Consider the following 23,209-nt stretch of genomic DNA (forward strand, 5'->3'; position numbering starts at 1 on the left):
CTCGACGAACCGGGGAAGGCAGGGTTGAATACCTCGGGCGACTTCTTACAATGGGCGTTCTGATGGTAGCGGTCGAGTCGCCTGCGCTTGCACGGGCACCGGAAGGGATTACGGACCATGCGCTGGATTGTTCCGGTCGCCGCGGCGACCCTGGGAGGGATTCTGGCGGTCGCGTCAACCTCCCGGGCGGACTCCGAGGTCATCGAGCTGAAGGACGGGCATCAGGTCGTCGGCGAAGTGGTCGCCGAGAAGGCGAATGCCCTGTTCGTGGACCTCGGCTTCGACATCGTCCGGGTCCCTCGCGATCAGGTTGTTGGGCGTCGGAAGGGGGACGAGGTGACCAAGGTCGCCCCGAGCCCGACCGGGCCGAGCCTTGACGTGGACCCGACCGGGTTTTACAAGACAGGCGAGCTGAAACCAACCCCGGTGAAGGACCTGGTCCGCCGGTTCGGCGAGGCGGTCATCTCGATCGAAACCCCTTCGGGCAAGGGCTCGGGGTTCATCCTCAATGACGAAGGTTACGCGGTCACCAACCATCACGTGATCGACGGCGAGACGCGGATCTCGGCGATCCTCTACGAGAACACGCCGGTCGGCCTCCGTCGCCGGCGGATCGACGACGTGGCGATCGTGGCCCTCAACCCGTTCGTGGACCTGGCCCTCTTGAAACTGCCTCCCCAGAAGGATCTGAAACTCGGGCACGTCTTCCTGGGTAACCTGGATGACCTGAACGCGGGCGAGGGAGTCTTCGCGGTCGGAAATCCGCTGGGACTGGAGCGGAGCGTCTCTCAGGGCATCGTGAGTACCCGCAACCGGAACTTCGAGGGGCTGGTCTATCTCCAGACCGACACGGCGATCAACCCGGGAAATTCGGGCGGGCCGCTGTTCAACCTCCGGGGCGAGGTGATCGGGGTGACGAATATGAAGCTGACCCTGGGGGAGAATCTGGGTTTTGCCATCCCGATCAATTACGTGAAGGATTTCCTGAGGAACCGCGAGGCATTCTCGTTCGACAAGGACAACCCGAACACGGGGCACCGCTACCTCGACCCGCCGCGCCGCCTCCGGGCGGGATTGCCGCCGGGTCGGACCGCGGTCCCCCCGCAGGCCGCCGAATCGGCCCGGCCGACCGGAGGCTCGCGTTGAGCTTGGTGTCCGGTCATTGACCGATCGTCACCGGCCTCTCTGGCCGATGGGCCCGGCGGGCGCGTGCCCCGCCGAGGCCCCGTTTGCGAAAAGGATCCCCGACCGATGGACGGGCGGGGACTTGGTGAATCACCCGCCCCGGCCCACCGGGGGCCGAGGTGCAGGAAAGGGAGCTTTCGTTGATGCGTACCCCGTTGCGGGCGGCCTTCCGCCTGGCGATCACCGGATGCCTCGGGCTGGCCGCGATCGCGGCCTCGGCCTCGGTCGGCCGCGCCGCCGAGCCCGAGAAGATGCTCCCCGACTCGACCTTGTTCTTCCTCAAGGTCAAGAACGTCGCCGAGCTTCGCGAGTCATTCGAGAAGGCCGACTTCGGACGGCTCCTGGCCGATCCCGCGCTGAAGCCCTTGAAGGACGACGTCGCCGCCAAGCTCGCGGAGACCAACGAGCAGGTCAAGGCGAAGCTGGGCGTGACCCTCGGCGAGCTCCTGCAGCTCCCGCAGGGGACGGCCACGGTCGCGGTGGTCGGCAAGCCCGACGCCAAGATCCCGGTCGCCCTGCTGATCTCGGCCGACGCGGGCAAGAACGCCGCGAAGATGACCGAGGTCATGACCAAGTCGACCAAGCAGGCCGAAGAGGCCAACGCCAAGGTCGGGACCGAGACGTTCAAGGGCCTGACGCTCCACATCATCCAGCCGCCCCAGGATGGCGATAAGCCGAACCCGCCGCTGATCTGGACCAACGCGGAGAGCGTCTTCCACATCGCGACCGACCTCGATGCCCTCAAGGACGTCATCACCCACGCCGATGGACGGACCGATTCCCTGGCCTCGGTCGACGCCTTCGGCAAGGCCATGACCAAGCTCGGGGCCGACTCCCCGGTGATCTGGTTCCTCGACATCAACAAGTCGATCAAGTTGGTGGCCCAGGCCGGCCAGGCCGCCCAGGGCGGCGGCGGGGCGGCCCAGAACATCGAGGGCATGCTCCAGCTCACCGGGATCAACGGCCTGAAGGCCGTCGGCGGCAACTTCGCCTTCAACTCCGGTGCCTTCGACAGCGTCAGCAAGGTCTACTTCCTGGCCCCGGCGCCGACCCAGGGCCTGCTCAAGATGTTCTTGATGCCGCCGACCAGCCTCCGGCCCCAGCCCTGGGTCCCGGCCAACGTCGCCAGCTATCAGAGCCTGAGCTGGGACCTGGATAAGGCCTATGACGCCTTGAATGATCTGGTCAACCAGTTCCAGCCGGGGATGCTCCAGCTCCTCCAGCAAAATCTCGTCGGCCCCAACGGCGGCGAGCCGCTGGACCTCGAGAAGGACGTCTTCGGCCCGATCGGCGACCGCCTGACGATCATCAGCGACTTCAAGAAGCCCATCACGGAGAACAGCCAGCGGCTGCTCTTCTCGGCCGCGCTGGAAGACACCAAGAAGTTCGAGGCGACGCTGAGCAAGGTGATCGAGATCGCCGGAGGGACCCCCGCCAAGCGCGACTTCCAGGGGACCACGATCTACGACTTCAAGTTGCCCGACATGCCCGCCCCGGGCGCCGGTGCTGCCAACAACAATCCGTTCAAGAATGGCACGGTCTCGGTGGCCGTCGCCAAGGATTCCGTCTTCGTCGCCAGCGAGCCGACCCTCCTGGAGTCGGTCCTTCGTGGCGGCGGGTCGGCGCTGGCCGACAGCCCGGACTTCCAGGCCGTCGCCAAGCAGATCCCGGCCCAGAGCAGCACCTTGACCTACGCCAAGGCCGACGAGCAGGCCCGCGTCACCTACGACATGATCAAGAGCGGCCAGTTCGAGGAGGCCTTCCAGGCCAACCCCAACGGGCCCGACCCCAGCAAGGTCTTCGACAGGAGCAAGCTGCCCGACTTCTCCGTCTTCGCCAAGTACCTCTCCGCCGGCGGCGGCTTCGGCCTGATGGAAGACGACGGGATGACCTTCACCACCTTCACCCTCCGCAAGGCCAATCCCTGACCCAGGGCGGCTTTCCGGGAATCGAGACGGTGAACTTCGGCGGCGGGGTCCTGATCCAGGGCCTCGCCGCTTCCATTTTCGAAGGGGCCGACTCAAGTCGATCGATCCGCCGAACCGATCCAATCGACAGAGACGGACGTCGATGCGCCGGAGGTTCGCCACCGGGTCGGCGGGAGATTTCGTGGTTCGGAGGTGCCGGATGTTCGACCGCACGGGCAGGGAAGCCATCGGACGGTTGGGGACGGGCTCGAGGGGCCGGTCGAAGGCCGGGCGATGGCTCCAGATCGAGCCGCTCGAGGGTCGGGGGTTGATGACGGCCTCGATCTCGCCAATCGCCGGCATCTCGGTCCCGCAGTTCCAGGGCTATCAGGTCCCGGTCCTTGCCGGGACCAGCCATGCTCAGACCTTTACGGTGACCTCGGACAATCCGGGGGTGAAGGCCAGTATGGCCCAGGGCAACTTCTGGTCGATCACGGTGTCGCATACCTCCAGCGGGACGGGCGACATCGATGTCAACGGCACGATGGTCTTCCAGCTCTTCCAGGACCTGACACCCAACACGGTCCAGCAGATCGAGAGCCTGATCACCGGCACGGCCACCAACCTGGCCTCGGGGGTCAACATCGGGTCGAACTTCTATGTCGGCAAGAATTTCCACCGGATCGCCAATGGGTTCCCCGGACCGACCGACTACATCGTCCAGGGCGGCTCGCTCAACGGCAATGGCACCGGCAACGTCTTCGCCAGACCGTTCCCCGATGAGTTCGTCCAGCAGCTGGCCTTCACCGGCAACGGCCAGATCGCCATGGCGAACGCGGGCAGCGATACCAACGACTCGCAGTTCTTCATCACGACCGGCTCGCCCACCAGCCTGAACTACAACCACACGATCTTCGGCCAGATCGTCTCGGGGCAGGATATCCTCCAGCAGTTGACGCAGGTCGCCAAGGGAGCCGATGGCACGACGCCGGTGAGCCCCGTCACGATCACCGCCGACTCGCTCTCGGCGACCAACCCCAATGGGGTGATCCACATCGACACCGGGCTGGCCCCGCTCAACGCGAAGGCTAACATCACGGTGACGGCGACCGACGTGACCGACGGCACGACGGCAACCCAGACCTTCCCGGTGAGCGTCACCGCCCTGGCCTCTCCCCAGCGGCCGTTCATCTCGGCCTACGACCAGACGATCAACATCGCCCAGAACCAGTCGCTCCAGTTCTCCCTCTCGTCGGTGAAGACCCCGCCCACGGACACGGTCACCTACACCGTCCAGGGCGGGACGACCACCAGCGGGACGACCACCACCTTCACCCCGGTCCAGAACGCCACGGCCTCGGTCACGGCCAACGGGCTGGTCACCGTGACCCCGACCACCGGCTACACCGGCCCGATCACCCTGCTGGTCGGAGTCCGAGACCAGGTCAACCGGAGCGGGACCGGCACCCTGGATTCGCCGAGCAACTACAAGACCCACACGATCACCGTCAACGTCGGGTCGAGCACCACGCCGCTCCCGGTCCGTCCCCTCACCCAGCAGGCCCTGGTGACCGCCTCGACCCTCGGCGCGACCCCGATCAGCCTCTTCGGGATGAACGTCAACGCCACCACCACCAAGCCCTTGACCTACGCCATCACAACCCAGCCGACTCACGGGGTCCTCACCGGGTTCGACCCGACCACCGGCACCCTGAACTACACCCCAGCCCCCGGATATCTCGGCCCCGACGCGATCGCCTACACCGTCACCGACCCCAATTCCGGACTCACCAGCTTCGCGACCCCCATCAGCATCAACGTCGTCCAGGCCAGCACCGGCGCGGTCCGGTTCTTCGCCAACGACGGCTCGAACTCCACGACCGTCCCCGGGGTCCTGGTCGTGACCCCGGTACCCCGGACCGACGGCGGGACCAACTCGGTCAACGTGACCCAGTCCGGCGGCAACGTCCAGGTGACCGTCAACGGCATCCTCGACGCGATCCAGCCGGCGGTCACCAACGTCGATTCGATCACCGTCTTCGGGTCGAAGGCCAACGACCGAATCTTCATCGACCCCTCCGTCACCATCCCCGCGACGCTGAACGGCGGGACGGATGGCAAGAACCTCTTGAAGGCCGGTGGCGGCCCGACGACCGAGATGGGCTGGTACGGGAAAAACCGAATGGTCCAGGGCTCCTCCCAAAACTTCCAGTTCGGGCAGGTCGGCCATGTCACCTTCGTCAAGGGGTCGGGGACCAGCGATATCATCTTCTCCGGGACGCCCACCAAGTTCCGGGGCAATAGTTCGAACCGCCGGGAACCCATCCCCACGATGGGGACCTTCTTCGTCTTCAAGCAAGGCAAGCTGGTCAAGACCTCCAACCCTTACGCCTCCATGAACGCGGCGACCAAGGCCCAGAAGTCCTCGCACAAGAAGTGAACCGACCCGACCCGAATTGAGCCGACCCGAACCATTTCCCCGGCGTCCCTCGAAGTCGAGGGGCGACCGGGGCTCGATTGCGCCAATCCCCGCGAAACTTCCGACGAGTTCTTGGGTTTCAACCTAGGATGATGGATGAGGGGCGGAGTCAGCCCCCCGGCCCGTCGCGGAAGCCGATTCCCCGACTCGGGCCGAATTCTCAACTCGTCTGGTGTGGTCTCATCGCTCGACGAGCCACCGATCGGGGAGGTGGTCAAACCATGCGCAAACTCTGGAATCTGCTGAGCGATCCCGGGCTTCACTTCCTCCTGATCGCGCTATTCCTGGCATTGCTGGCCTTCGGGACGACCGTGACGAGCGAGTCCTTATCGCGAGCGGCACCGGTCCGTTGCATGCGGTGCCATGCCTATCACGAGGCCGGCAAGGAATGCTCGTGCTGGGCCCGTGAGAGGTATGCCCGCGCCCATGCCGATCACGATTCCTGATCCGCCGAGCCTTGGTCTCCCGATAGGGCCGGCCTCTCGATCCTGTCCGACGCGGATCGGCCTTTCCCGGACCCCGGCCTTTCGAGTCTACTGGGAGTCTCGAACGTCCGGCCGAGCGGCCCCGGAACCGCCGGCTCTCGTGCCCGTCCCAGGATCTGGCCCATGCCCCCGCAATACATCTTCACCATCGAGAATCTGTCCAAGGCGATCGGCAAGCGGGAGATCCTCAAGAATATCTGGCTCTCGTTCTATCCGGGGGCCAAGATCGGCGTGCTCGGAGGAAATGGCGCGGGCAAGAGCACGCTCCTTCGGATCATGGCCGGGGTCGACAAGGATTTCATCGGGACCGCCCGCCCCGCGCCCGGCACGAGGATCGGCTACCTCTCCCAGGAGCCGGTGCTCGACCCGACCCTGGACGTCCGAGGGAATGTCGAGCTGGCCGTCGCCCCGACCCGCGCCTTGCTCAACCGGTACGACGAGATCAACCTCAAGCTCGGCGAGCCGCTCGACCCCGACGAGATGGAGAAGCTCCTCGACGAGCAGGGGCGCGTCCAGGACGCCATCGAGGCCGCAAACGCCTGGGAACTCGACCGGAACATCGAGATCGCCATGGACGCCATGAGGCTCCCGCCCGGCGAGGCCGAGGTCTCGACCCTCTCCGGCGGCGAGAAGCGTCGGGTGGCCCTCTGCAAGATCCTCCTGGAACGGCCCGACGTCCTCCTCCTGGACGAGCCCACCAACCACCTCGATGCAGAGTCGGTCGCCTGGCTGGAACGCCACCTCTCGGAGTACACCGGGACCGTGGTGGCGGTCACCCACGACCGCTATTTCCTCGACAACGTCGCCGGTTGGATCCTGGAACTCGACCGGGGTCAGGGCATCCCCTGGCAGGGGAATTACACCTCCTGGCTCGAACAGAAGCAGGACCGGCTGGCGAAGGAAGAGAAGCAGGAGAGCAACCGCAGGAAGACCCTGGCCCGCGAGCTGGAATGGGTCCGGCTGGCCCCCCGGGCACGAGTGGCCAAGAACCGGGCCCGGCTCGCCCGCTACGAGCAACTCGCCAGCCAGGACGCCGACAAGCGTGACGAGGCGGTCGTCCTCCAGATCCCGCCCGGCCCGCACCTGGGCGACCTGGTCGTCGAGGCCGAGGGGGTCAAGAAGGTCTACGGCGACCGGCTCCTGGTCGAGGACATGACCTTCCGACTCCCGCCCGGCGGGATCATCGGGATCATCGGCCCCAACGGGGCGGGCAAGACCACGCTCTTCCGGATGATCGTCGGCCAGGAGACCCCCGACGGCGGCAACCTCCGCGTCGGCGACACCGTCGTGACCTCCTACGTCGACCAGAGTCGCGAGACCCTGAATCCCGAGAATACGATCTTCCAGGAGATCACCGGGGGCGTCGACCAGGTGATCCTGGGCAAGCGCAAGGTCCCGGCGCGGGCCTATGTCGCCTCGTTCAACTTCAAGGGGCCCGACCAGGAGAAGAAGGTCGCCAATCTCTCCGGAGGCGAGCGAAACCGCGTCCACCTGGCCAAGCTCCTCAAGAGCGGCGGCAACCTCCTGCTCCTGGACGAGCCGACCAACGACCTCGACATCGACATGCTCCGCGCCCTCGAAGAGGCCATCCTCGACTTCGGCGGCTGCGCCGTGGTCATCAGCCACGACCGATGGTTCCTCGACCGGATCGCCACCCATATTCTCGCCTTCGAAGGCGATAGCAAGGTCGTCTGGTGCGACGGCAACTATCAAGCCTACGAGGCCCAGCGCAAGGAACGACTCGGGATGGAGGCCGACCAGCCCCACCGGATCCGCTACAAGTCGCTGACCCGTTAATGACCGGGGCAATCCGAAGGCGGATCGCGAGGCGACTTTACCCGACCCGGGCGAGGAGATCACCATCGTGATCGAGAGTCACGGACCCGGCATCGCCGCCGACCCGGAAATCCTGCCCCGGGTCGGGAAAGCCCTCATGACATCGACCGGCCGGAAGCCGAGGACGGCGCGATGAGCCTCCCCGGCTTCGGACAACTCCACGAGCGGGCCGACTCCACACGGTCGCCGATCGGCCTGGCCGTGTCGATGGCGTTATTCCGAGAAGATTGAGCGAGCGTCCCGGACCGACACCTGCGAAATGAGGCCGGCATGAGACGGAACATCGGGTCGATTTTAGGATGGATGATCCTGGCCGGACTGCCCGCCATGGCGGATATCTCCCCGGACTTCCGGGCGGGCTTCGGCGAGGTCGACATCACGCCGCCCAAGGGGACACCCAGGCAGGGGTGGAACTCGAAGCTGGTGGGCGACTCGGCGATCGACCCGCTCTTTGCCCGGGCCGCCGTCTTCGAGCGAGGCGAGGGCGGACCGGTGGCGATCCTCCAGCTTGATGTGGCATTGGTGAGCGCGGCGGATACCGCGACGATCCGGCGTAAGATCGAGCGGGATCACCAGATCCCGGGCGGTCGGGTGATGGTGGCGGCGACGCACAATCATGCCGGCCCGGCCATGATCGACGAGGCATTGCCGAGGGACGAAGGCTACATCACCCGGATGGTCGACGCGGCTTCCGAGGCGGTCGGCAAGGCCCTGGCCTCTCGCGAGGTCTCGGAAATCGCCCCGGGGATCGCGTTCGAATGGGGCGTCGCGTACAACCGCCGGATCCGGATGCGGGACGGGACCTCGCGGACCCACGGCCAGTTTCGCGACCCCCTGGCCCTGGGCTACGAAGGGCCGATCGACCCCGAGGTCGGCGTCCTGGCCGTCCGGGGCAAGGACGGTTCGATCCGAGGGGCCCTGGTGAGCTTCACCTGCCATCCGACCCACCACGGCGGCGACTCATTCTTCAGCGCAGGCTATCCGGGCGTGATCGCCCGGGAACTCAAGGCGAGGGGGATCCCCGTGACGCTTTTCCTCCAGGGGGCGGCCGGGAACATCGCCTACGACGACCCGGCCGGAGGCCCGGGCCGGTCCAAGGAAGCCATCGGCGAGGCCCTGGCCCTGGATGTCATGAAATCCCTGGAAAAGCCGTCCTGGACAACACCCGGATCGGTCTCGGCGGTCTCGAGGTCGGTGACGGTCCGCTATCGGGACGTGAACGAGGACGACATCCGGGGGAAAAGGCCCGGCACTCAGCGGTTCGGCGAGGCGGGCTATTATGAACGGAAGATCCCGCCGCTGGTCGCGATGATCCGCGAGAAGAAGGAAGAGTCGACCGAGGTCCAGGTCATTCGCCTGGGCGACCTGGCCTTCGCCTCGCAGCCCTCGGAGTCGTTCGTCGAGCATGGCCTGAGGATCAAGGAGGAAACCTGGCCGGTCCGGACCTTCGTCGTCGGCTACGCCAACGGGATGCTCGGCTACCTCCCGACCGAGGACGCTTTCCCCCGAGGCGGCTACGAATGCACCTTCGGCCCGCCCAGCCAGATGGCCCCCGACACGGGCCGGATCCTGGCCGACGCGGCCATCGAGCTGATCCGAGGGAAGTAGTCGGCGATCGACTTCGGATTCGATCAGGGGAGCGTCTTCCGCCAGCGGAGCAAGGCTTCCTGGAGCCGGGCGGCGGCCTCGGGCCGCTCGGTCGCGAGATTGACGGATTCCTGGGGGTCGCGGGCGAGGTCGTAGAGTTCGGTCCCCGACCCGTCGAGGTTGGCCAGGATCTTCCAGTCCCCGTCGAGCATGGCCAGGTCCGGCGACCGATTCTTCGGGGCCGGATAAGCGAAGCCCGTCCCGCCCCGGCCATACTCCCAGAAGACGGGGCGGGTCCGGATCGGCTCGGAAGCGCCGAGGATGGCGGGCGAGAGATCCTCCCCATCCCCTTGATAGCCGATCGGCAGTTCGGCCCCGGCGATCCGGGCGAGCGACGGGAAGAGGTCGAAGGCGGTCAGGACGGTCGCCGCGTTGGTCTTGCCGGCGGGGACCAGCCCCGGTCCCCAGGCGATGAATGGGAGGCGGATCCCCCCCTCGTAGAGGCTCAGCTTGCTCCCCTTGAGCTTCCCGGTGCGCGCCTGGCCGGCGAAGGGCGGGAGCGGCCCGTTGTCCGAGAGGAAGAGGACCAGCGTGGGGCGACTCGAAGGATGATCGCGAAGCTCCTGGAGGAGCCGCCCGACCTGGCGGTCGAGTTCGATCATGACCCCCTTGAGCCTCGCCGGGGTGTTGGCCTTGCCCGAGGCCCGACCGTCCGGCTTCGCCTCCTGGTCCTCGGCCGAGGGGACCCAGGGCGTGTGGGGGTCGTCGAGCCAGAGATTGACGAAGCAGGGCTGATCGGGGTGCGATCGGAGGAAGTCGAGCGTCCGGTCGACCATCCAGCGCGTCCGATCCCACCGCTTGACCGGGTCGACGGCCGACCAGATCCATTCGCGGGCGGTCAGGTCGGGATGAGGCTCGGGACTCTCGTAAGTGCCAAGCCCGAGGTCATAGCCATAGGCGGCGAACTTGGGAGCATCGACCACGTCGCGGCCCCCGCCCAGGTGCCACTTGCCGACGTGCTCGGTGGCGTAGCCCGCCGACTTCAGGACCCGAGGGAGAGACGGGGCGGCCGGGTCGAGGAAATCGGCCTGCCCGCACGCCCGGTTGCCGGCCTTCGTCTGGAGATAGCTGGTAATCCGCCATCGGCCCGGCGACTGGCCCGTCAGGAGCCCGCAGCGGGACGGCGAGCAGATCGGCGCGGCCGAGTAATAGCGGGAGAAGCTCGTCCCCTCGGAGGCCATCCGGTCGATCTGGGGCGTCGGAGCCACGGACCCGCCGAGATCCCCGGGTCCCAGGTCGTCGGCCAGGATCAGCACGATGTTCGGACGGCGATCGGGCGGGTCGACCGCCGGCGAGGCGGCGACCATCGCGAGGGCCGGGATGAGGGAGAGGAGCATGGGAGCGGTCCCGAGGTTGGCGAAGGTGGTTGACGGACCTGCCCACCCCGAGACGTCGACCGGCCATCCCTCCGCCAGGATGGCCGGTCGTGGGGGCGGGCCCGATTCAGGCCATGCCGGTCACTTCCGGCCTCCCTGGCCTCCGGTGGCCGGGCTGGCGGCGGGCGTCGAGGAACTCCCGGGCTCGACGTCGAGGCCGAGCGGTGCCGTCCCGGCCTTCACCTCGGCCAGTCGCCGCTGGTACTTGGCGTAGAGCCGGGTGTGGCGGCTCTCGGGCGGCAGGGGCTTACCGGCGAGGAAGAGGCCCTTGACCTCGGTGGTCGGCTGGAGGACGTGCCCGGCGGTGAGGACCAGGTTGGCCCGCTTGCCGACTTCGAGCGAGCCGAGCTGGTCGGCCACGCCCAGGATCTCGGCCGGGGCCAGGGTCACGGCCTTCAGGGCGGCCTCTTCGGGCAGGCCGAAGGCGACGGCCATCGCGGCGTCATACGGGAGGTTCCGCGAGGCGGTCCCCACGTCGGAGCCGCCCGACTTGATCGCGAAGCTCACGCCCGCCTCGTGGAGCCGAGCCGGGTTGGCATAGGCCGAGTCGTAAGGGTCGGTCGCGTCGCTCGGGAGCCGGAGCGTCCCGCCCACCAGGACCGGGACCTTCGCGGCCTTCAGGGCGTCGGCCACCTTCCAGGCGTCATCCCCGCCGGAGATCACGGCCTTGAGCTTCAGGTCGGCCGCGATCTTCAAGGCGTCGAGGATCTCGGTCCGGTCCTCGGCCCGGAAGATCACCGGCTTCTCGCCTTTGGCATAGGGGACAAGGGCCGTGAGCCGGGGGTCGGGGGTCGGGGCCGGGGCCTTCCGGTCGCGGGCGGCGGCCACGACCTTGTCATAGGCCAGGGCCTTGCGGAACTGCTCGCGGATCTCCTCCAGGCGATCCTTGCGGGCCTGGTCGGGATCGGGGCCTCCGCCCCGAGCCGCGCCGAACCGCCCTCGACGTTCGCCCGGGGCGACATAACGGGGGATGTTCACGACCAGGCCGGCCCGTTCGAGGACGACCATCTCGGACGGCACCCAGCCGTCGAGACCGATCACGCAGCCCTGACCGGAGATCACCCCTCCCGACGGCTGGACGAACGCCGCCAGGATGCCGTTGGCCCGGGCGACCGGGATCAGCTCGCTGTCGGGGTGCAGGGCGACGGCGGCCCGAAGCTCGGGCTGGAACTCGGCCGAGTCGGACGAGTCCTGCGTCTCCTGGAGGCTGCCGACCTCGTAGAGGCCCAGCGGCGTCCCGGCGTCGATCAGTCCGGGCCAGAGATCCAGCCCCCTGGCGTCGACCACCTTCGCGGCCGGCGGGATCTCGGTCTTCTCGTCGCCGATCGCGGCGATCTTGCCGCCGGAGATCACAATCGTCCCGTTCGGGATATCGGGGCCGGTGACCGGGTGGAGCGTGGCCCCGGTCACGGCGTAGGTGCCATTGGCGGCGATCGCCAGGTCGAGCGGCCGGGCCTTGGCCTCGATCACCCCGGCGGCGGGCATCGCGACGTGGTCGCCCGCCCGCGGGACAAGCTTGCCGTCCTTCGACTTCCGCTGGAACTGGACCTCTCCATCGACCAGGGCCAGCTCGCAACGGGCGAAGCCGTCGAACGGGTGGGCGTTGAAGATCGCGATATCGGCATCCTTGCCGACCTCGATCGAGCCGATCCGGCGGTCGAGGCCCAGCTCGCGGGCGGAGTTGATCGTGATCATGGCCAGGGCCTGATCCTCGGGGAGCCCGCCGTACTTGACCATCTTGGCGGCTTCGAGGTGGAGGTGCCGGATCAGCTCCTCGCTGTCGCTCTTGATGACGGTGGAGACCCCGGCCTGGGTCATCAGGGCGGCGTTGAACGGGATGGCGTCGAAGGCCTCGATCTTGTACGCCCACCAGTCCGAGAAGGTCGAGGCGCTCGCCCCGTGGGCGGCGATCTCGGCGGCCACCTTGTAGCCTTCCAGGACGTGCTGGAGCGACTGGACCCGGACGCCGTACCGGGCGGCCACCCGGAGGAGCATCAGGATCTCATCACTCCGATAGCAGTGGCTGTGGATCTTGATCGAGCCGTCGACGATCTTCGAGAGCGCCTCCAGGCGGAGATCACGTCGTGGGGGCGGCCCGGCCTCGCCCCGATTCTTGGCGTCCTCGTAGGCTTTCATGGCGATCCCGTAGGCGCGGCCCTCCTCGAAGGCCCGCTCGATGGTGGCCTCAACCCCCATCCGGGTGTTGGGGAAACGGCCGGTCCGCCGGGTCACGTTCTCGCCCAGGGCGAACTTCACCCCTTGCGGGCCGTCCTTCACCATCAGGTCGCGACCCGGCTGGCCGGGCTTGTGCTTGATCACGGCGTCCTGGCCGCCGATCGTGTTGGCCGACCCGTGAAGGAGCCTGGCCGTGGTGGTCCCGCCGGCCAGGGCCCGGTAGATCCCCGGATCGTCGCCGGTCACCACGTCCTTGACGCGGACCTCGGGGACGATCGAGAGGCTCATCTCGTTGACGCCCCCCTGGATCGCCTGGTGCGAGTGGGTGTCGATGATCCCGGGCATGGCGACCATCCCGGTCGCGTCGATCACGGTCACCCCTTCGGGGGCGACGACGTTCGGGCCGACCTCGGCGATCTTGCCGTCGCGGACCAGGATCGACCCCTTGGGGATCGTCCCCCGGGTGACGGTCAGGATCGTGGCGTCCTTGATGAGCACGGTCCCGCCGGTCTTGATCGAGGGGCGGCGATCGGCGTCGAACTCCGAGGCGATGTCCACGAACGGGGTCTCGGGCGGCTGATCGTCGCCGGTCTCGGGCGTGGCCACGGCGGGGGTGGGCTGGCCCTTGGCCGCCTCGCCCGGCTTGGCCTCGTCCTTCTTCTCGTCCTTGGATTCGCCTTCCTTGGACTCGGGGGCTTCCTCCTTGCCGGAGGCCTTGCCGGGGCGTCGCCCCTTCTTGGCGGCGTCCCCTTCCCCCTTGCCCTTCTCCTTGGCCGAGTCGGCCTTGTTCTTCTCCAGGTCGAACTTGATCCCGTCGGCCAGGACGTAGCGGACCTTGGCCTTCTCGTCTCCGAAAGGGGCGGTCATGACGACCAGGTGGCCGAGCTTGCCCTTCTCGATCGTGCCGAGTCGCTGACCCACTCCGGCGATCTCGGCGGCCCGGCGGGTCAGGGCGTCGAGCGCGGCCTCGGGCGAGAGCCCGGCGGCGATCACCTTCCGGAGCTGGGCGTGGAAGGAATCCGCCTTGTTGCCGTCCCCTTCGGCGACGAAGGCGAATCGGACGTTGGCGTCGGCCAGGGTCCTGGCCACGGCCACCCGCTCCTTCCAGTCGGCCAGCTTCTCGGCCAGGACCTTCAGGGGCTCGGCCCGCTCCTCGATCGGCTTCTTGCGATACTCGGCCTCGGAGGGGACCTTGGGCTCCTCGGGGAAGTCGAGCCGGAGGACGACGGGCACGTCCTTGGCCCGGAGCCGGGCGACGGCCTTGCCGGCCTCGCGACCGCCGACGATCACGGGATCGGTCCCGAACTCCTCGGCCAGGTCGAGCGCCCGGTGGATCTCGTCTCGGGCATTGGCCTCCCACCAGACCGGCATCGCGCGGGTCCTGGCGGCGTACAGGGCGTCGAGGGCCGGGTCATTGGCCGGGCGAGGTCCGCCCTTCTGGTCGTAGTAGGCCAGCCGATCGTGGTGGTTCTCGGCGTCGAGCATCGCCTGGCGGAGATGCGCGACCACGCCCATCAACGAGGTCGGATAGCCGACCGATCCGCCGCCTCGACGCCCCTGAGGGGCGGGGGCCGGCGCGGGGGTCGGGGCGATCGGCGTGCCGGGTGCCTGGGTCGGGCCGGGGGTCGCGCCGATGGTGTCGGCGGTCCCGAACTCATCGTCATGCGAGTGCCCCTCGCCGAACGGGGAGCCCGAGGGGCTCCGCAGCGCGATGTGGAGCGCCACCGGGGCCTTCAGGACCGACTCGCGACGGGGCAGGCCGCTGGTGCTGACCAGGGCACTCTGGCCGGTCGCGATCGCGCCGCCGGGGGCGACCAGGACATCGGTGAAGCCCAGCTTCCGCCGATCCTCGGCCAGCCCGCCGATCTCCAGCGATCCGGCGACCTCGTATTCGGGGGTGATCCCGTTCCGGTTATCGGGCGGGGTCCGGGGCAGGGCGAAGTCGGAATAGTTCACGTCGCGGCCGGGGCCGGTCAGCGACTTGACCGCGTTGGCGGCCTGGCCCGTGGTGGTATAAAGGTCGATGAATCCGGGGTAGACGATCAGGCCCTTGCCATCGATGACCTCGGCGTCGAACGGCGCCTCGACCCGGTCCGAGGGGCCGACGTCGACGATCACGCCGTCGCGGACGACCACCGTGCCCGACTCGATCGGGTCGCCGGCCACGGGGACGATCTTCGCCCCGCGGATCGCGTAGGCCGCCGGTTGATAATCGGGCCTTAGGTCGGCCGAGACGAGCGGGACGGCGGACGAGACGGTCAGCGCCGTGGCCAGGATCAGGGCCACGGGCTTCGTCCTCGGGATCAGTCGGACGATGCCCAGCATGTTCAGGAAACTCCCGGCGGTTGCGAGGCCAGAGGTGTCAATTTCGGGATCTCCCGCGTCGCGAGGGGAGAGTTCGCGCGAGGGGCTCTACCGGAAGGAGCGTCGAAAGCGTGGGAGATGCGCAAGGTTTAGGCTCGCTTTCCCCGCTTCACAGTCTTAACATCCCGGATAACCTCGGGCAAGCGGCGGCCGATGGGGGGACCGACCGGGGCGAGCGGATCGACCCCTTAATCGGCCCGGATGACGACCGAATCTCCCCGAGCCCGGCCGAATCGCGAGGTGAAGCCATGATCGACCGGAGGGACAACGCTGTTCGGGCCAGTTACGACGTCGTCGCGGAGGAATACGCCCGTCGCATCTTCGGCGAGCTTGCGGACAAGCCCCTCGACCGCCAACTGCTCGACCGCTTCGCGGGCCGTGCGAACGCCCTCGGCCCCGTTTGCGACCTGGGCTGCGGGCCGGGGCACGTGGCCCGCTACCTCCGCGAACGAGGGACGGACATCATCGGAATCGACCTCTCCGACGAGATGGCGAGCCTCGCTCGGCAGCTGAACCCGGCGATCGAATTCCGTCAGGGAGACATGCGGTCGCTGTGTGCCGAGGACCGGACCTGGGGCAGCATCATTGCCTTCTATTCCCTGATCCACATCCCTCGGGACGAGGTCGCGAACGTCCTGACGGAGATCAGGAGGGTGCTCCGGCCGGGGGGCCTGCTCCTCCTCGCCCTGCACATCGGCGACGACTCCCTCCACCTGGACGAATGGTGGGGCCGGGAAGCCTCGATCGACTTCCACTTTTTCCGCCCCGAGGAGATGACGAACCTCCTGAGGTCGGCAGGGTTCTGGGTCGAGGAAATCATCGAGCGAGACCCATACCCGGACGTCGAGCACCCGAGCCGGCGGGTCTACATCTTCGCCCAGAAGCCGAATGAGGAGGCCGAGTCAAGCTAGCGATCGACGCAAGTCGATCGAGATGGACCTTAACCCGATTCGAGACACTGGTCGCCGCAGGAAACGCATCGCGACCCATCGCAGGTCACACCCGCTGGAACCCAACCCATGCTCAGGCCCCTCTCATTCTTCGGACTCCTCCCGATCGCCCTACTCGCCCCCTTGGTGGCGGCGGCCGACGACCCCCCGGCCTCGCTGATCTTCACCGCGAGCGACCTCCCCGGGCTCTCCAAAGGCTTCCGCGTCCCGCAGGCCGGCGAGTACACCATCAAGGTCTGGTCGGTCGGCCAGCCCGACTGGAGCAGCCGCAAGAACGAACTCGAAGGGCTCGCGATCACCCTCAATCCCAGGTCCGGGGCGGAGGACTCCAAGCTCGGCTGGAAGACCCTCGGCGCGGTCGTCCTGGAGCCGGGCCAGCCCGTGACCGTCGTCGTCGAGAAGTCGCCCCAGGAAGCGGAGCCCGCCGCCGTCCCCGCGCTCCTGTCGTTCTCGACCAGCCCCGAGTTCGCCCCCGAGAAGGCCCTCGACCTGATCCGGGGCGGGATCAAGTCGACGGCCCCGACCGAGGATCTCCGACGCTCCGAGATCCGGACCAACCAGGAAGGGGCCGACTTCCAGCCCCCCGACTCGCCCCAGGCCTGGCGCGACCGCGCCCGGGCCGTCCGCGAGCAGATGCTCGTGACCCTCGGCCTCTGGCCGATGCCGCCCAGGACTCCGATGAATCCCAGGACCGTCGGCACCCTGGAACGCGACGGCTACGCGATCGACAAGGTCGTCCTGGAGACGCTCCCCGGCTTCTTCCTCTCCGGCAACCTCTATCGGCCCACCAACCTCCCGCCCGGCCGTCGGCCGCTGGTCCTGTGCCCGCACGGCCACTGGCCCGAGGGCCGGGTGAATCCCGACGTCCAGTCCCGATGCATCCGGCTGGCCCAGCTCGGGTGCGTGGTCTACATGTACGACATGGTGGGATATGCCGATAGCAAGCCGTTCGGGCATGTGTTCCTGAACGACCGGCTCCGCCGGTGGGGCCTGAGCCTGCCCGGCCTCCAGACCTGGAACAGCATCCGGGCGCTCGACTACCTGACCTCCCGGGCCGACGTCGACCCCGCCCGGGTGGCCGTCACCGGCGAGTCCGGGGGCGCGACCCAGACCCTCTTCCTGACCGCGCTGGATGACCGGGTGAAGGTCTCGGCCCCCGTCGTGATGGTCTCCGACAGCTTCCAGGGGGGCTGCGTCTGCGAGAACGCCGCCGGCCTGAGGCACGGGACCGACAACGTCGAGATCGCCGCCCTGGCCGCACCGCGACCGATGAAGATCGTGGGGGCCACCGGCGACTGGACAGCCCGGACGATGACCAACGCCTTCCCGGCGATCCTCCAGGTCTACGGGCAGGTCGGGATGACCGACCGCGTCAGCGCCGACGTCTTCGACTTCCCCCACAACTACAACAGGACCAGCCGCGACGCCGTCTACGCCTTCCTGGGCAAGTGGCTCCTGGGTGTCGAGGATCCGACTTCGACCCGCGAAGGGGACGTCAAGCCCGAGAAGCCCGAAGATCTTTATGCGTTCACGACCGAGAACCCCTATCCCTCCGACGCCCGGACCGCCGATCAACTGGAAAACGACCTGATCCATGTCCTGGCCCACCAGGTCGACGGCTACGCCCCCGGGACCGACTCGGCGAGCTGGGAGGCGAGCCGTCTGAAGCTCTCGACCGCCTTGAAGGTCCGCGTCGGGATCGAGTCGCCCACGCCTCGCGAGTCGATGTCCAAGGAGATCCGCAAGGTCGAGCGCGACGGCCTGAGCATCGCCCACCACGTCGTCGGCCGCAAGAAGACCGGCGAGCGGATCCCGGTCGTCCGGATCAAGCCGGGGCACCCGAGCGGACGCCTGACCATCCTCTTCACCGCGAGGGGCAAGGCGAATCTGACCACCCCCGAGGGCCAGCCCTCGCCGATCGCGAAGGCGCTGCTGGATCGGGGCCAGTCGGTCGTCGGCTTCGACCCGCTGTTCGTCGGCGAGTCGCTCGACCCCGCCGACCCGGCCGATCATCGAGCCGAGACGGTCCACTACGAGACCTACAACCGATCCCTGGCCGCCGACCGAGCCGAAGACCTCGCCACGGTCCTGGCCTGGGCCAGGACGCTCCCCGACGTCCACGAGATCAGCCTCGTGGCCGAGGCCGAGGTCGGCCCGCTGGCCCTCCTGGCCCGCCCTGCGCTCGAAGGGCTGGCAAGGACTGCGATCGACCTCGGGGGGTTCGACTACGGGGACGGCTCGAAGCCGGTCCCGCCCGGCCTCGACCTCCCCGGAGTCCTCCAGTTCGGGGGCCTGAAGGTCGCCGCCGCCCTCACCGCCCCCGCCCCCCTCCGGATCGGCGGGGCCGGAGAATCGTTCGCCAGAACCTGGCCCGTCCGGGCCTACGAGCTGGCCGACTCCCCGGCTCAGATCCGGATCGAGAAGGAGTCGGGCGACCCCTCGGCGATCGCGAAGTGGATCGACTCGGGAGAGTGATCGCATGAAGTGGTTCTTGATCGTCGCCGGCCTGGTCCTCGCGGGCCTGGCCGGCTCGGTTCTCACCCTGGTCGTCTACACGAAGCTCGTGGCCCGGACGACGACCACGAGCCGCCTCTCGCCCGACGAGACGATTCGCGCCCGATTGCTGGAAGGCCCTCCTCACATCGACCGAAATTTCTCGATCAACCTCGAAGACCTGGCCCGGGACGAGGTGGTCACCATCTTCCGCTCCCCCGACGAAGGCGGACCGCCCGGGACCGAACGGCTGATCTGGTCGAAGGACGGGACCAAGCTCCTCCTGGTCGGCCGCCACTTCTTCGTCAAGGAGGACCTGTTCCTCGACAACGGCGACCAGCTCTATTTCCTCCACGACCTCCCGACCGGCAAGTCCTGGTGCAACTCGGCCGAGGCGACACCCTACCCGCCGCTCAAGGCCGATCAGGTACAGGGGGTCGAGTTCACCGAGCCGGTCGACATGAAGGCAGACTGATCCGAACAAGCCCCGATGCGATGTCGCTCGCCCTTTCTCTCCAACCCTCCCCAACGAGGGAAGAGGGAGCCAGAAAACGGACTCCGACGTAAGCCGATTCCCACAAAACAAGAAGGAAGCTGTTTCAAGAACATTTATGCAATCGATTCACCAACGACGTCCCCCCTCCCCCATGCGTGGGGGAGGGCTGGGGAGAGGGGGCGTCGGAACCGATGATCGTCGGCACATGACCCGCCAGTCCTGGCTTATATTCACCCTTTCCGTCATAATAACAGCAGTATTTCCGCAATCTCGAATCGCACCCACGAGACCTCATGAATCGCCCCGGCCCCACCATCGCGCGATACGAGTCGCTCCGGGCCTCGGGCCGGACGCTGAGCCGGACCGCGCCCTGGGTCCGGTTCGGGTTCCTGGCGATCGGGGGTTCGCTGGCGATGGAACAGCTCGGGCCGCTGGTCTCCGACATGCAACTGACCTGGGCCGAGCGGCGGATCGCGGGCGTGATCGGCCTGACCTATCTGGGCGGGTTCGGGTTAGCCGGCTGGATCGCGGGCAAGTTGCTGGCGACCTCGGCCGGGCTGATCGAGGCCGTCGCCGACCAGTCCGAGGCCGCCGCCCGAGCCGTGGACCTGATCGAGCGGCAGGCCGTGCCGATCCTCGGCCGGATCGCGCTGGCCCTCGAAAAGCTCCCCGATCCGGGCCAGGTTTCCCCCCGGAACGATGACTTCGAAGAGGCTCGCCGGGCGATCTCCGGCAAGCGCTGGGCGCTGGCCGACCGGCTGGTCGGGGCGATCGTCCGCGACCGGCCCGGCCCCGAGGCGGCACGGCTCCTGGCCGACCTCGCCGACGCCCGACAGGGCGTGATCGACCATCTCCGATCGCGGCTCGATGCCTCGATCCGGGCGGGCGAGGCCATCCGCGTGATCGACCTCCGCGACGAGTTGACCCAGCATCTCCGGGGGGACGACCTCGACCAGCTCGATCGCCGGGTCGCTCGGTGGCTGGTCGGCGAGGTCCGCCGACGGGTGAAGCTCGGGCCGATCCGAGCCGACCTGGCGAGCCTGGCCGGTCGGGTCGCCGACACCTTCGCCGACACCCCCGAAGGGGCCGCGCTCCAGAACTCATTGCCCAATCTCCGGAGGTCGGCCGGCCTCTGCCCCGGATGCGGGGCTCCGTATCGGGGCGAGCCCGACCAGTGCCCGCGGTGCCAGGCCAGCCCATCCTTCACGCCCTCGGGCGATCCCGACCTCGAGGTGACCCGATGAGCCTCCGACTCCGCTGCCCGAGCTGCCAGGCCGCCTTCGTGACCTCCGACGACCAGGCCGGCCAGGCCGTCGCCTGCCCCAAGTGCGAGGCCGAGCAGGTGGCCCCCTCGCCCGAGCCGGCCGCCCCGGGGAACGTCTTCGTCCCCAAGGAGCCGACGAAACCCCGGAAGTCCCGCAAGCTCCTCTGGGCCGTGCTCGCCCTGATCCCGTTCGTGGCCGTGGTCGGAGTCGTCACCTGGCCCTCGATCAAGCAATGGCTCGACCCGAGACCCCGGACGATGGTCGATCGGGCCGCCTACGATTACCTCACCGCCCTGACCAAGGGGGATGCCGAGGCCGCCGCCAAGGTCGGAGTCGTCCAGGACCCTCCCGCGATCCGTTCCTTCCGAGACCTCCAGCGCGACCCGACTCGGACCTCGCGGATCAAGGGATCATTCGCCCCGATCGCCCGACTCCACCAGTCGATCGAGAAGAGGTTCGACTACGACCAGGCCTCCGGCCGGTTCACGCCCAAGGACGTGCTCGGCCCGGCGGCCGAGACCCTCGACGCCCTCCACGCCGCCAAGGCCAAGGCCGAGAAGGACGAGATTTACGCCAAGATGGCCAGCGGCGACCCCGAGGAGGCCATGCAGGCGGCGATCGACTTCGGCGGGGTCTTCACCAAGATCTCCGAGGGGATCCTCGCCCCCAAGAAGATCATCCCCAGCTACAAGATGCTGGTCCGAGACGCCAAGCCCCCGCTCCCCGAGGCCGAGCAAGCGTTGGCCCTGGACTACGCCCGGCACCGCGAGTCGTGGGACGCCCTGCTCAAGCGCCCCTTCCCCACCATCAAGGCCGACGGGCCATTCCTCTTCGAGGAGGCCGAGGTCACCGCCCAGATCAAGGACCAGCTCGCCTCCAGCGGCGACCCGCCCACACCCCTCCGGCTCAAGCTCGTCCGGTTCCGGCTCGACGCCATCGACACCGGCTGGAAGGTCGTCTCGGCCCGGCGGATCATCCCCGGGCTCCCCGACCTGCCCGAGGACGAGGAAGGCCCCGACCCGGAAATCTCCCCCGAGCCCGACAGGCCGTCCCCCGGCGACATTCCACTCCCCGACGGCCTGAACCTCGAAGCCCGGCCCGCCGATATCCCGAACTAAGGCGGGCCGCCCGGCAGGTCCGCCATCCACCCATCGGGAGCGGGCCATGCGTCAGCGGACTCGAATTATCGGCATCCTCGGACTTGGCGCGATCGTCGGTACCTGGCTCGCCCCCCAACCCGCCCGATCCGACGAGGTCCTCCTCATGCAAGCACCCGCCACGATCCGGACCCTCGACGACCTCGTCACCCTCTCCGCCCCCCAACTCGACCAGCTCTACCGCCAGTCCCCCCCCGGGCCCGTCCCCCCCGGCAAAGTCAAAGGGCGGGCCCTCTACCCCGACGCCCGATTCCCCCGGGCCCGCTCCAACGCCGCCCGGATCGCCTGGCAAGGCAAGGTCTTCCACCCCGAGAGTTCCACCGCCGTCAACCGCTTCTTCGGCCTCCGGGCCGTCCAGGGCAAGGTCTACTCCGGCCCGAGCTGGCTCGACGGAAACCCCTCGATGATCCTCGATTACGAAGGGACCTCGAAGATTTACGGGAATTACCGGGACGAGATCCGCCAGGTCGCCCCAGGCCTCTACCTCGGCCTGATGTACGACCGGACCACCAGCCCGCCGGCGTTCAAGATGTACTTCGCGTTTAACGCGAATCCCTGACCTGCCGGAGGTGGAATAATTGCCCGGTGACAGAGAGGGCCTTCCCTTGGATAATGAATCCAGTGGTATCAACGGGCCAGGCCGGAAGATCGCCCTGGGCTTGACAGCTTATCTCCGTCCGTTCGCGGCCCGTCGAGGAGCCGAAACCTGGTGGCAGTTCGCGTCGGGTAATCTGGCCGACTGGAAATATTACCTCCTTGAAGTGGTCGACGACCCCGGTACAACCGTCTATTTCAACCTACACGGGGTCAACGTCGGGAAGGGGTTGGCTCGTGCGGTCACGCCCAGGTATTCCCCGACCGACTGGGAGTTGCTCCAGATCCGGGAGCATGAAATCTGGTGGCCTCGGGTCGAGTGGTGGGATGAGGACATTCGGACATCCAACCCGTTTGAACAGGAGCCGGAGTCATGAACTTTCCATCGGACCACTATTTCCGACTCTGGGATTACAAGGTCAGCCACGACCAATTGCTCTTGAGAAGCCCGGAATCGCCCGACCAAACCTACAATATTGATGTTGTGTTCATGGGTGTCGAAAAGATAGACATCCCTACGATGATCATGTCGGGATTGGAGATTTCCGATCCCGGCCCTCCCTCGGGCGAAAGCGGTCACTCGCGGACCTTCCGGATCACGGCCGACGGCCAGCAATACCGCATCGTCGCCCTGGCCTGCTACGTTTTCAAGAACCAACTTGAATTCATGGACTCAATTCTCGATCTTCTCACGGGAGAGGGATTCACCGAGGAAATGGGCGATGTCCTGTACGATTCCGCCAACCCAGGCCGCTTTGCCGGGGTTGTCGGGAACGCTTCGCTCTGAAGCTCAGCGGCAT

16 protein-coding genes are annotated in these 23,209 nt (G+C 67.7%); 14 read left to right on the forward strand and 2 right to left on the reverse strand.

Annotated features, from left to right (window positions below; all coding sequences use genetic code 11):
* Positions 1-117 precede the first annotated feature (117 nt).
* The 6 genes from P12x_RS11375 to P12x_RS11400 all read left to right on the forward strand — a co-directional run bounded on the left by P12x_RS11375 (position 118) and on the right by P12x_RS11400 (position 9,500).
* Positions 118-1,146, forward strand: coding sequence for a S1C family serine protease (locus tag P12x_RS11375; protein WP_435010984.1), 1,029 nt, complete (start codon positions 118-120; stop codon positions 1,144-1,146).
* A 182-nt stretch (positions 1,147-1,328) separates the two neighbouring features.
* Positions 1,329-3,113: a hypothetical protein gene (locus tag P12x_RS11380; RefSeq protein ID WP_435010985.1), complete on the forward strand. Its 1,785-nt coding sequence runs from the start codon at positions 1,329-1,331 to the stop codon at positions 3,111-3,113.
* A 199-nt stretch (positions 3,114-3,312) separates the two neighbouring features.
* The gene (locus tag P12x_RS11385; RefSeq protein ID WP_435010986.1) at positions 3,313-5,532 is read left to right on the forward strand and encodes a peptidylprolyl isomerase; all 2,220 of its coding nucleotides are present in this window, start codon (positions 3,313-3,315) and stop codon (positions 5,530-5,532) included.
* Positions 5,533-5,792: 260 nt separating this feature from the next.
* Positions 5,793-6,017: a hypothetical protein gene (locus tag P12x_RS11390; RefSeq protein ID WP_435010987.1), complete on the forward strand. Its 225-nt coding sequence runs from the start codon at positions 5,793-5,795 to the stop codon at positions 6,015-6,017.
* A gap of 162 nt (positions 6,018-6,179) precedes the next feature.
* Positions 6,180-7,853 carry an energy-dependent translational throttle protein EttA gene (gene ettA, locus P12x_RS11395; protein ID WP_435010988.1) on the forward strand — a complete coding sequence of 558 codons (1,674 nt, stop codon included), beginning with the start codon at positions 6,180-6,182 and terminating at the stop codon, positions 7,851-7,853.
* Between the two features lie 309 nt (positions 7,854-8,162).
* Positions 8,163-9,500, forward strand: a complete 1,338-nt coding sequence (locus tag P12x_RS11400; RefSeq protein WP_435010989.1) for a hypothetical protein — start codon at positions 8,163-8,165, stop codon at positions 9,498-9,500.
* Positions 9,501-9,523: 23 nt separating this feature from the next.
* Here the strand turns inward: P12x_RS11400 and P12x_RS11405 are convergent, their stop codons facing one another.
* Both P12x_RS11405 and P12x_RS11410 read right to left on the reverse strand, forming a co-directional pair.
* Positions 9,524-10,876 carry a sulfatase family protein gene (locus P12x_RS11405; protein WP_435010990.1) on the reverse strand — a complete coding sequence of 451 codons (1,353 nt, stop codon included), beginning with the start codon at positions 10,874-10,876 and terminating at the stop codon, positions 9,524-9,526.
* Between the two features lie 120 nt (positions 10,877-10,996).
* Positions 10,997-15,415, reverse strand: a complete 4,419-nt coding sequence (locus P12x_RS11410; RefSeq protein WP_435010991.1) for an amidohydrolase family protein — start codon at positions 15,413-15,415, stop codon at positions 10,997-10,999.
* 287 nt (positions 15,416-15,702) lie between these two features.
* Here P12x_RS11410 and P12x_RS11415 point away from each other — a divergent pair, with 287 nt between their 5' ends.
* The 8 genes from P12x_RS11415 (at position 15,703) to P12x_RS11450 (ending at position 23,196) form a co-directional block, all read left to right on the forward strand.
* Positions 15,703-16,365: a class I SAM-dependent DNA methyltransferase gene (locus P12x_RS11415; protein ID WP_435010992.1), complete on the forward strand. Its 663-nt coding sequence runs from the start codon at positions 15,703-15,705 to the stop codon at positions 16,363-16,365.
* Between the two features lie 108 nt (positions 16,366-16,473).
* Positions 16,474-18,879 carry an alpha/beta hydrolase family protein gene (locus P12x_RS11420; protein WP_435010993.1) on the forward strand — a complete coding sequence of 802 codons (2,406 nt, stop codon included), beginning with the start codon at positions 16,474-16,476 and terminating at the stop codon, positions 18,877-18,879.
* A gap of 4 nt (positions 18,880-18,883) precedes the next feature.
* On the forward strand, positions 18,884-19,372 hold the full coding sequence (locus P12x_RS11425; protein WP_435010994.1) for a hypothetical protein: 489 nt from the start codon (positions 18,884-18,886) through the stop codon (positions 19,370-19,372).
* Positions 19,373-19,686: 314 nt separating this feature from the next.
* On the forward strand, positions 19,687-20,637 hold the full coding sequence (locus P12x_RS11430; protein WP_435010995.1) for a hypothetical protein: 951 nt from the start codon (positions 19,687-19,689) through the stop codon (positions 20,635-20,637).
* Positions 20,634-21,776 carry a hypothetical protein gene (locus tag P12x_RS11435; protein ID WP_435010996.1) on the forward strand — a complete coding sequence of 381 codons (1,143 nt, stop codon included), beginning with the start codon at positions 20,634-20,636 and terminating at the stop codon, positions 21,774-21,776. The genes P12x_RS11430 and P12x_RS11435 overlap by 4 nt, the downstream gene beginning before the upstream one ends.
* A 46-nt stretch (positions 21,777-21,822) precedes the next feature.
* On the forward strand, positions 21,823-22,374 hold the full coding sequence (locus P12x_RS11440) for a hypothetical protein (RefSeq protein WP_435010997.1): 552 nt from the start codon (positions 21,823-21,825) through the stop codon (positions 22,372-22,374).
* A 46-nt stretch (positions 22,375-22,420) separates the two neighbouring features.
* Entirely contained in the window at positions 22,421-22,786 is a 366-nt protein-coding gene (locus tag P12x_RS11445; RefSeq protein ID WP_435010998.1) for a hypothetical protein, read from the forward strand.
* 62 nt (positions 22,787-22,848) lie between these two features.
* Positions 22,849-23,196, forward strand: coding sequence for a hypothetical protein (locus tag P12x_RS11450; RefSeq protein ID WP_435010999.1), 348 nt, complete (start codon positions 22,849-22,851; stop codon positions 23,194-23,196).
* The last annotated feature ends 13 nt before the right edge of the window (positions 23,197-23,209 follow it).

Source organism: Tundrisphaera lichenicola (assembly GCF_051175385.1).
GTDB lineage: Bacteria > Planctomycetota > Planctomycetia > Isosphaerales > Isosphaeraceae > Tundrisphaera > Tundrisphaera lichenicola.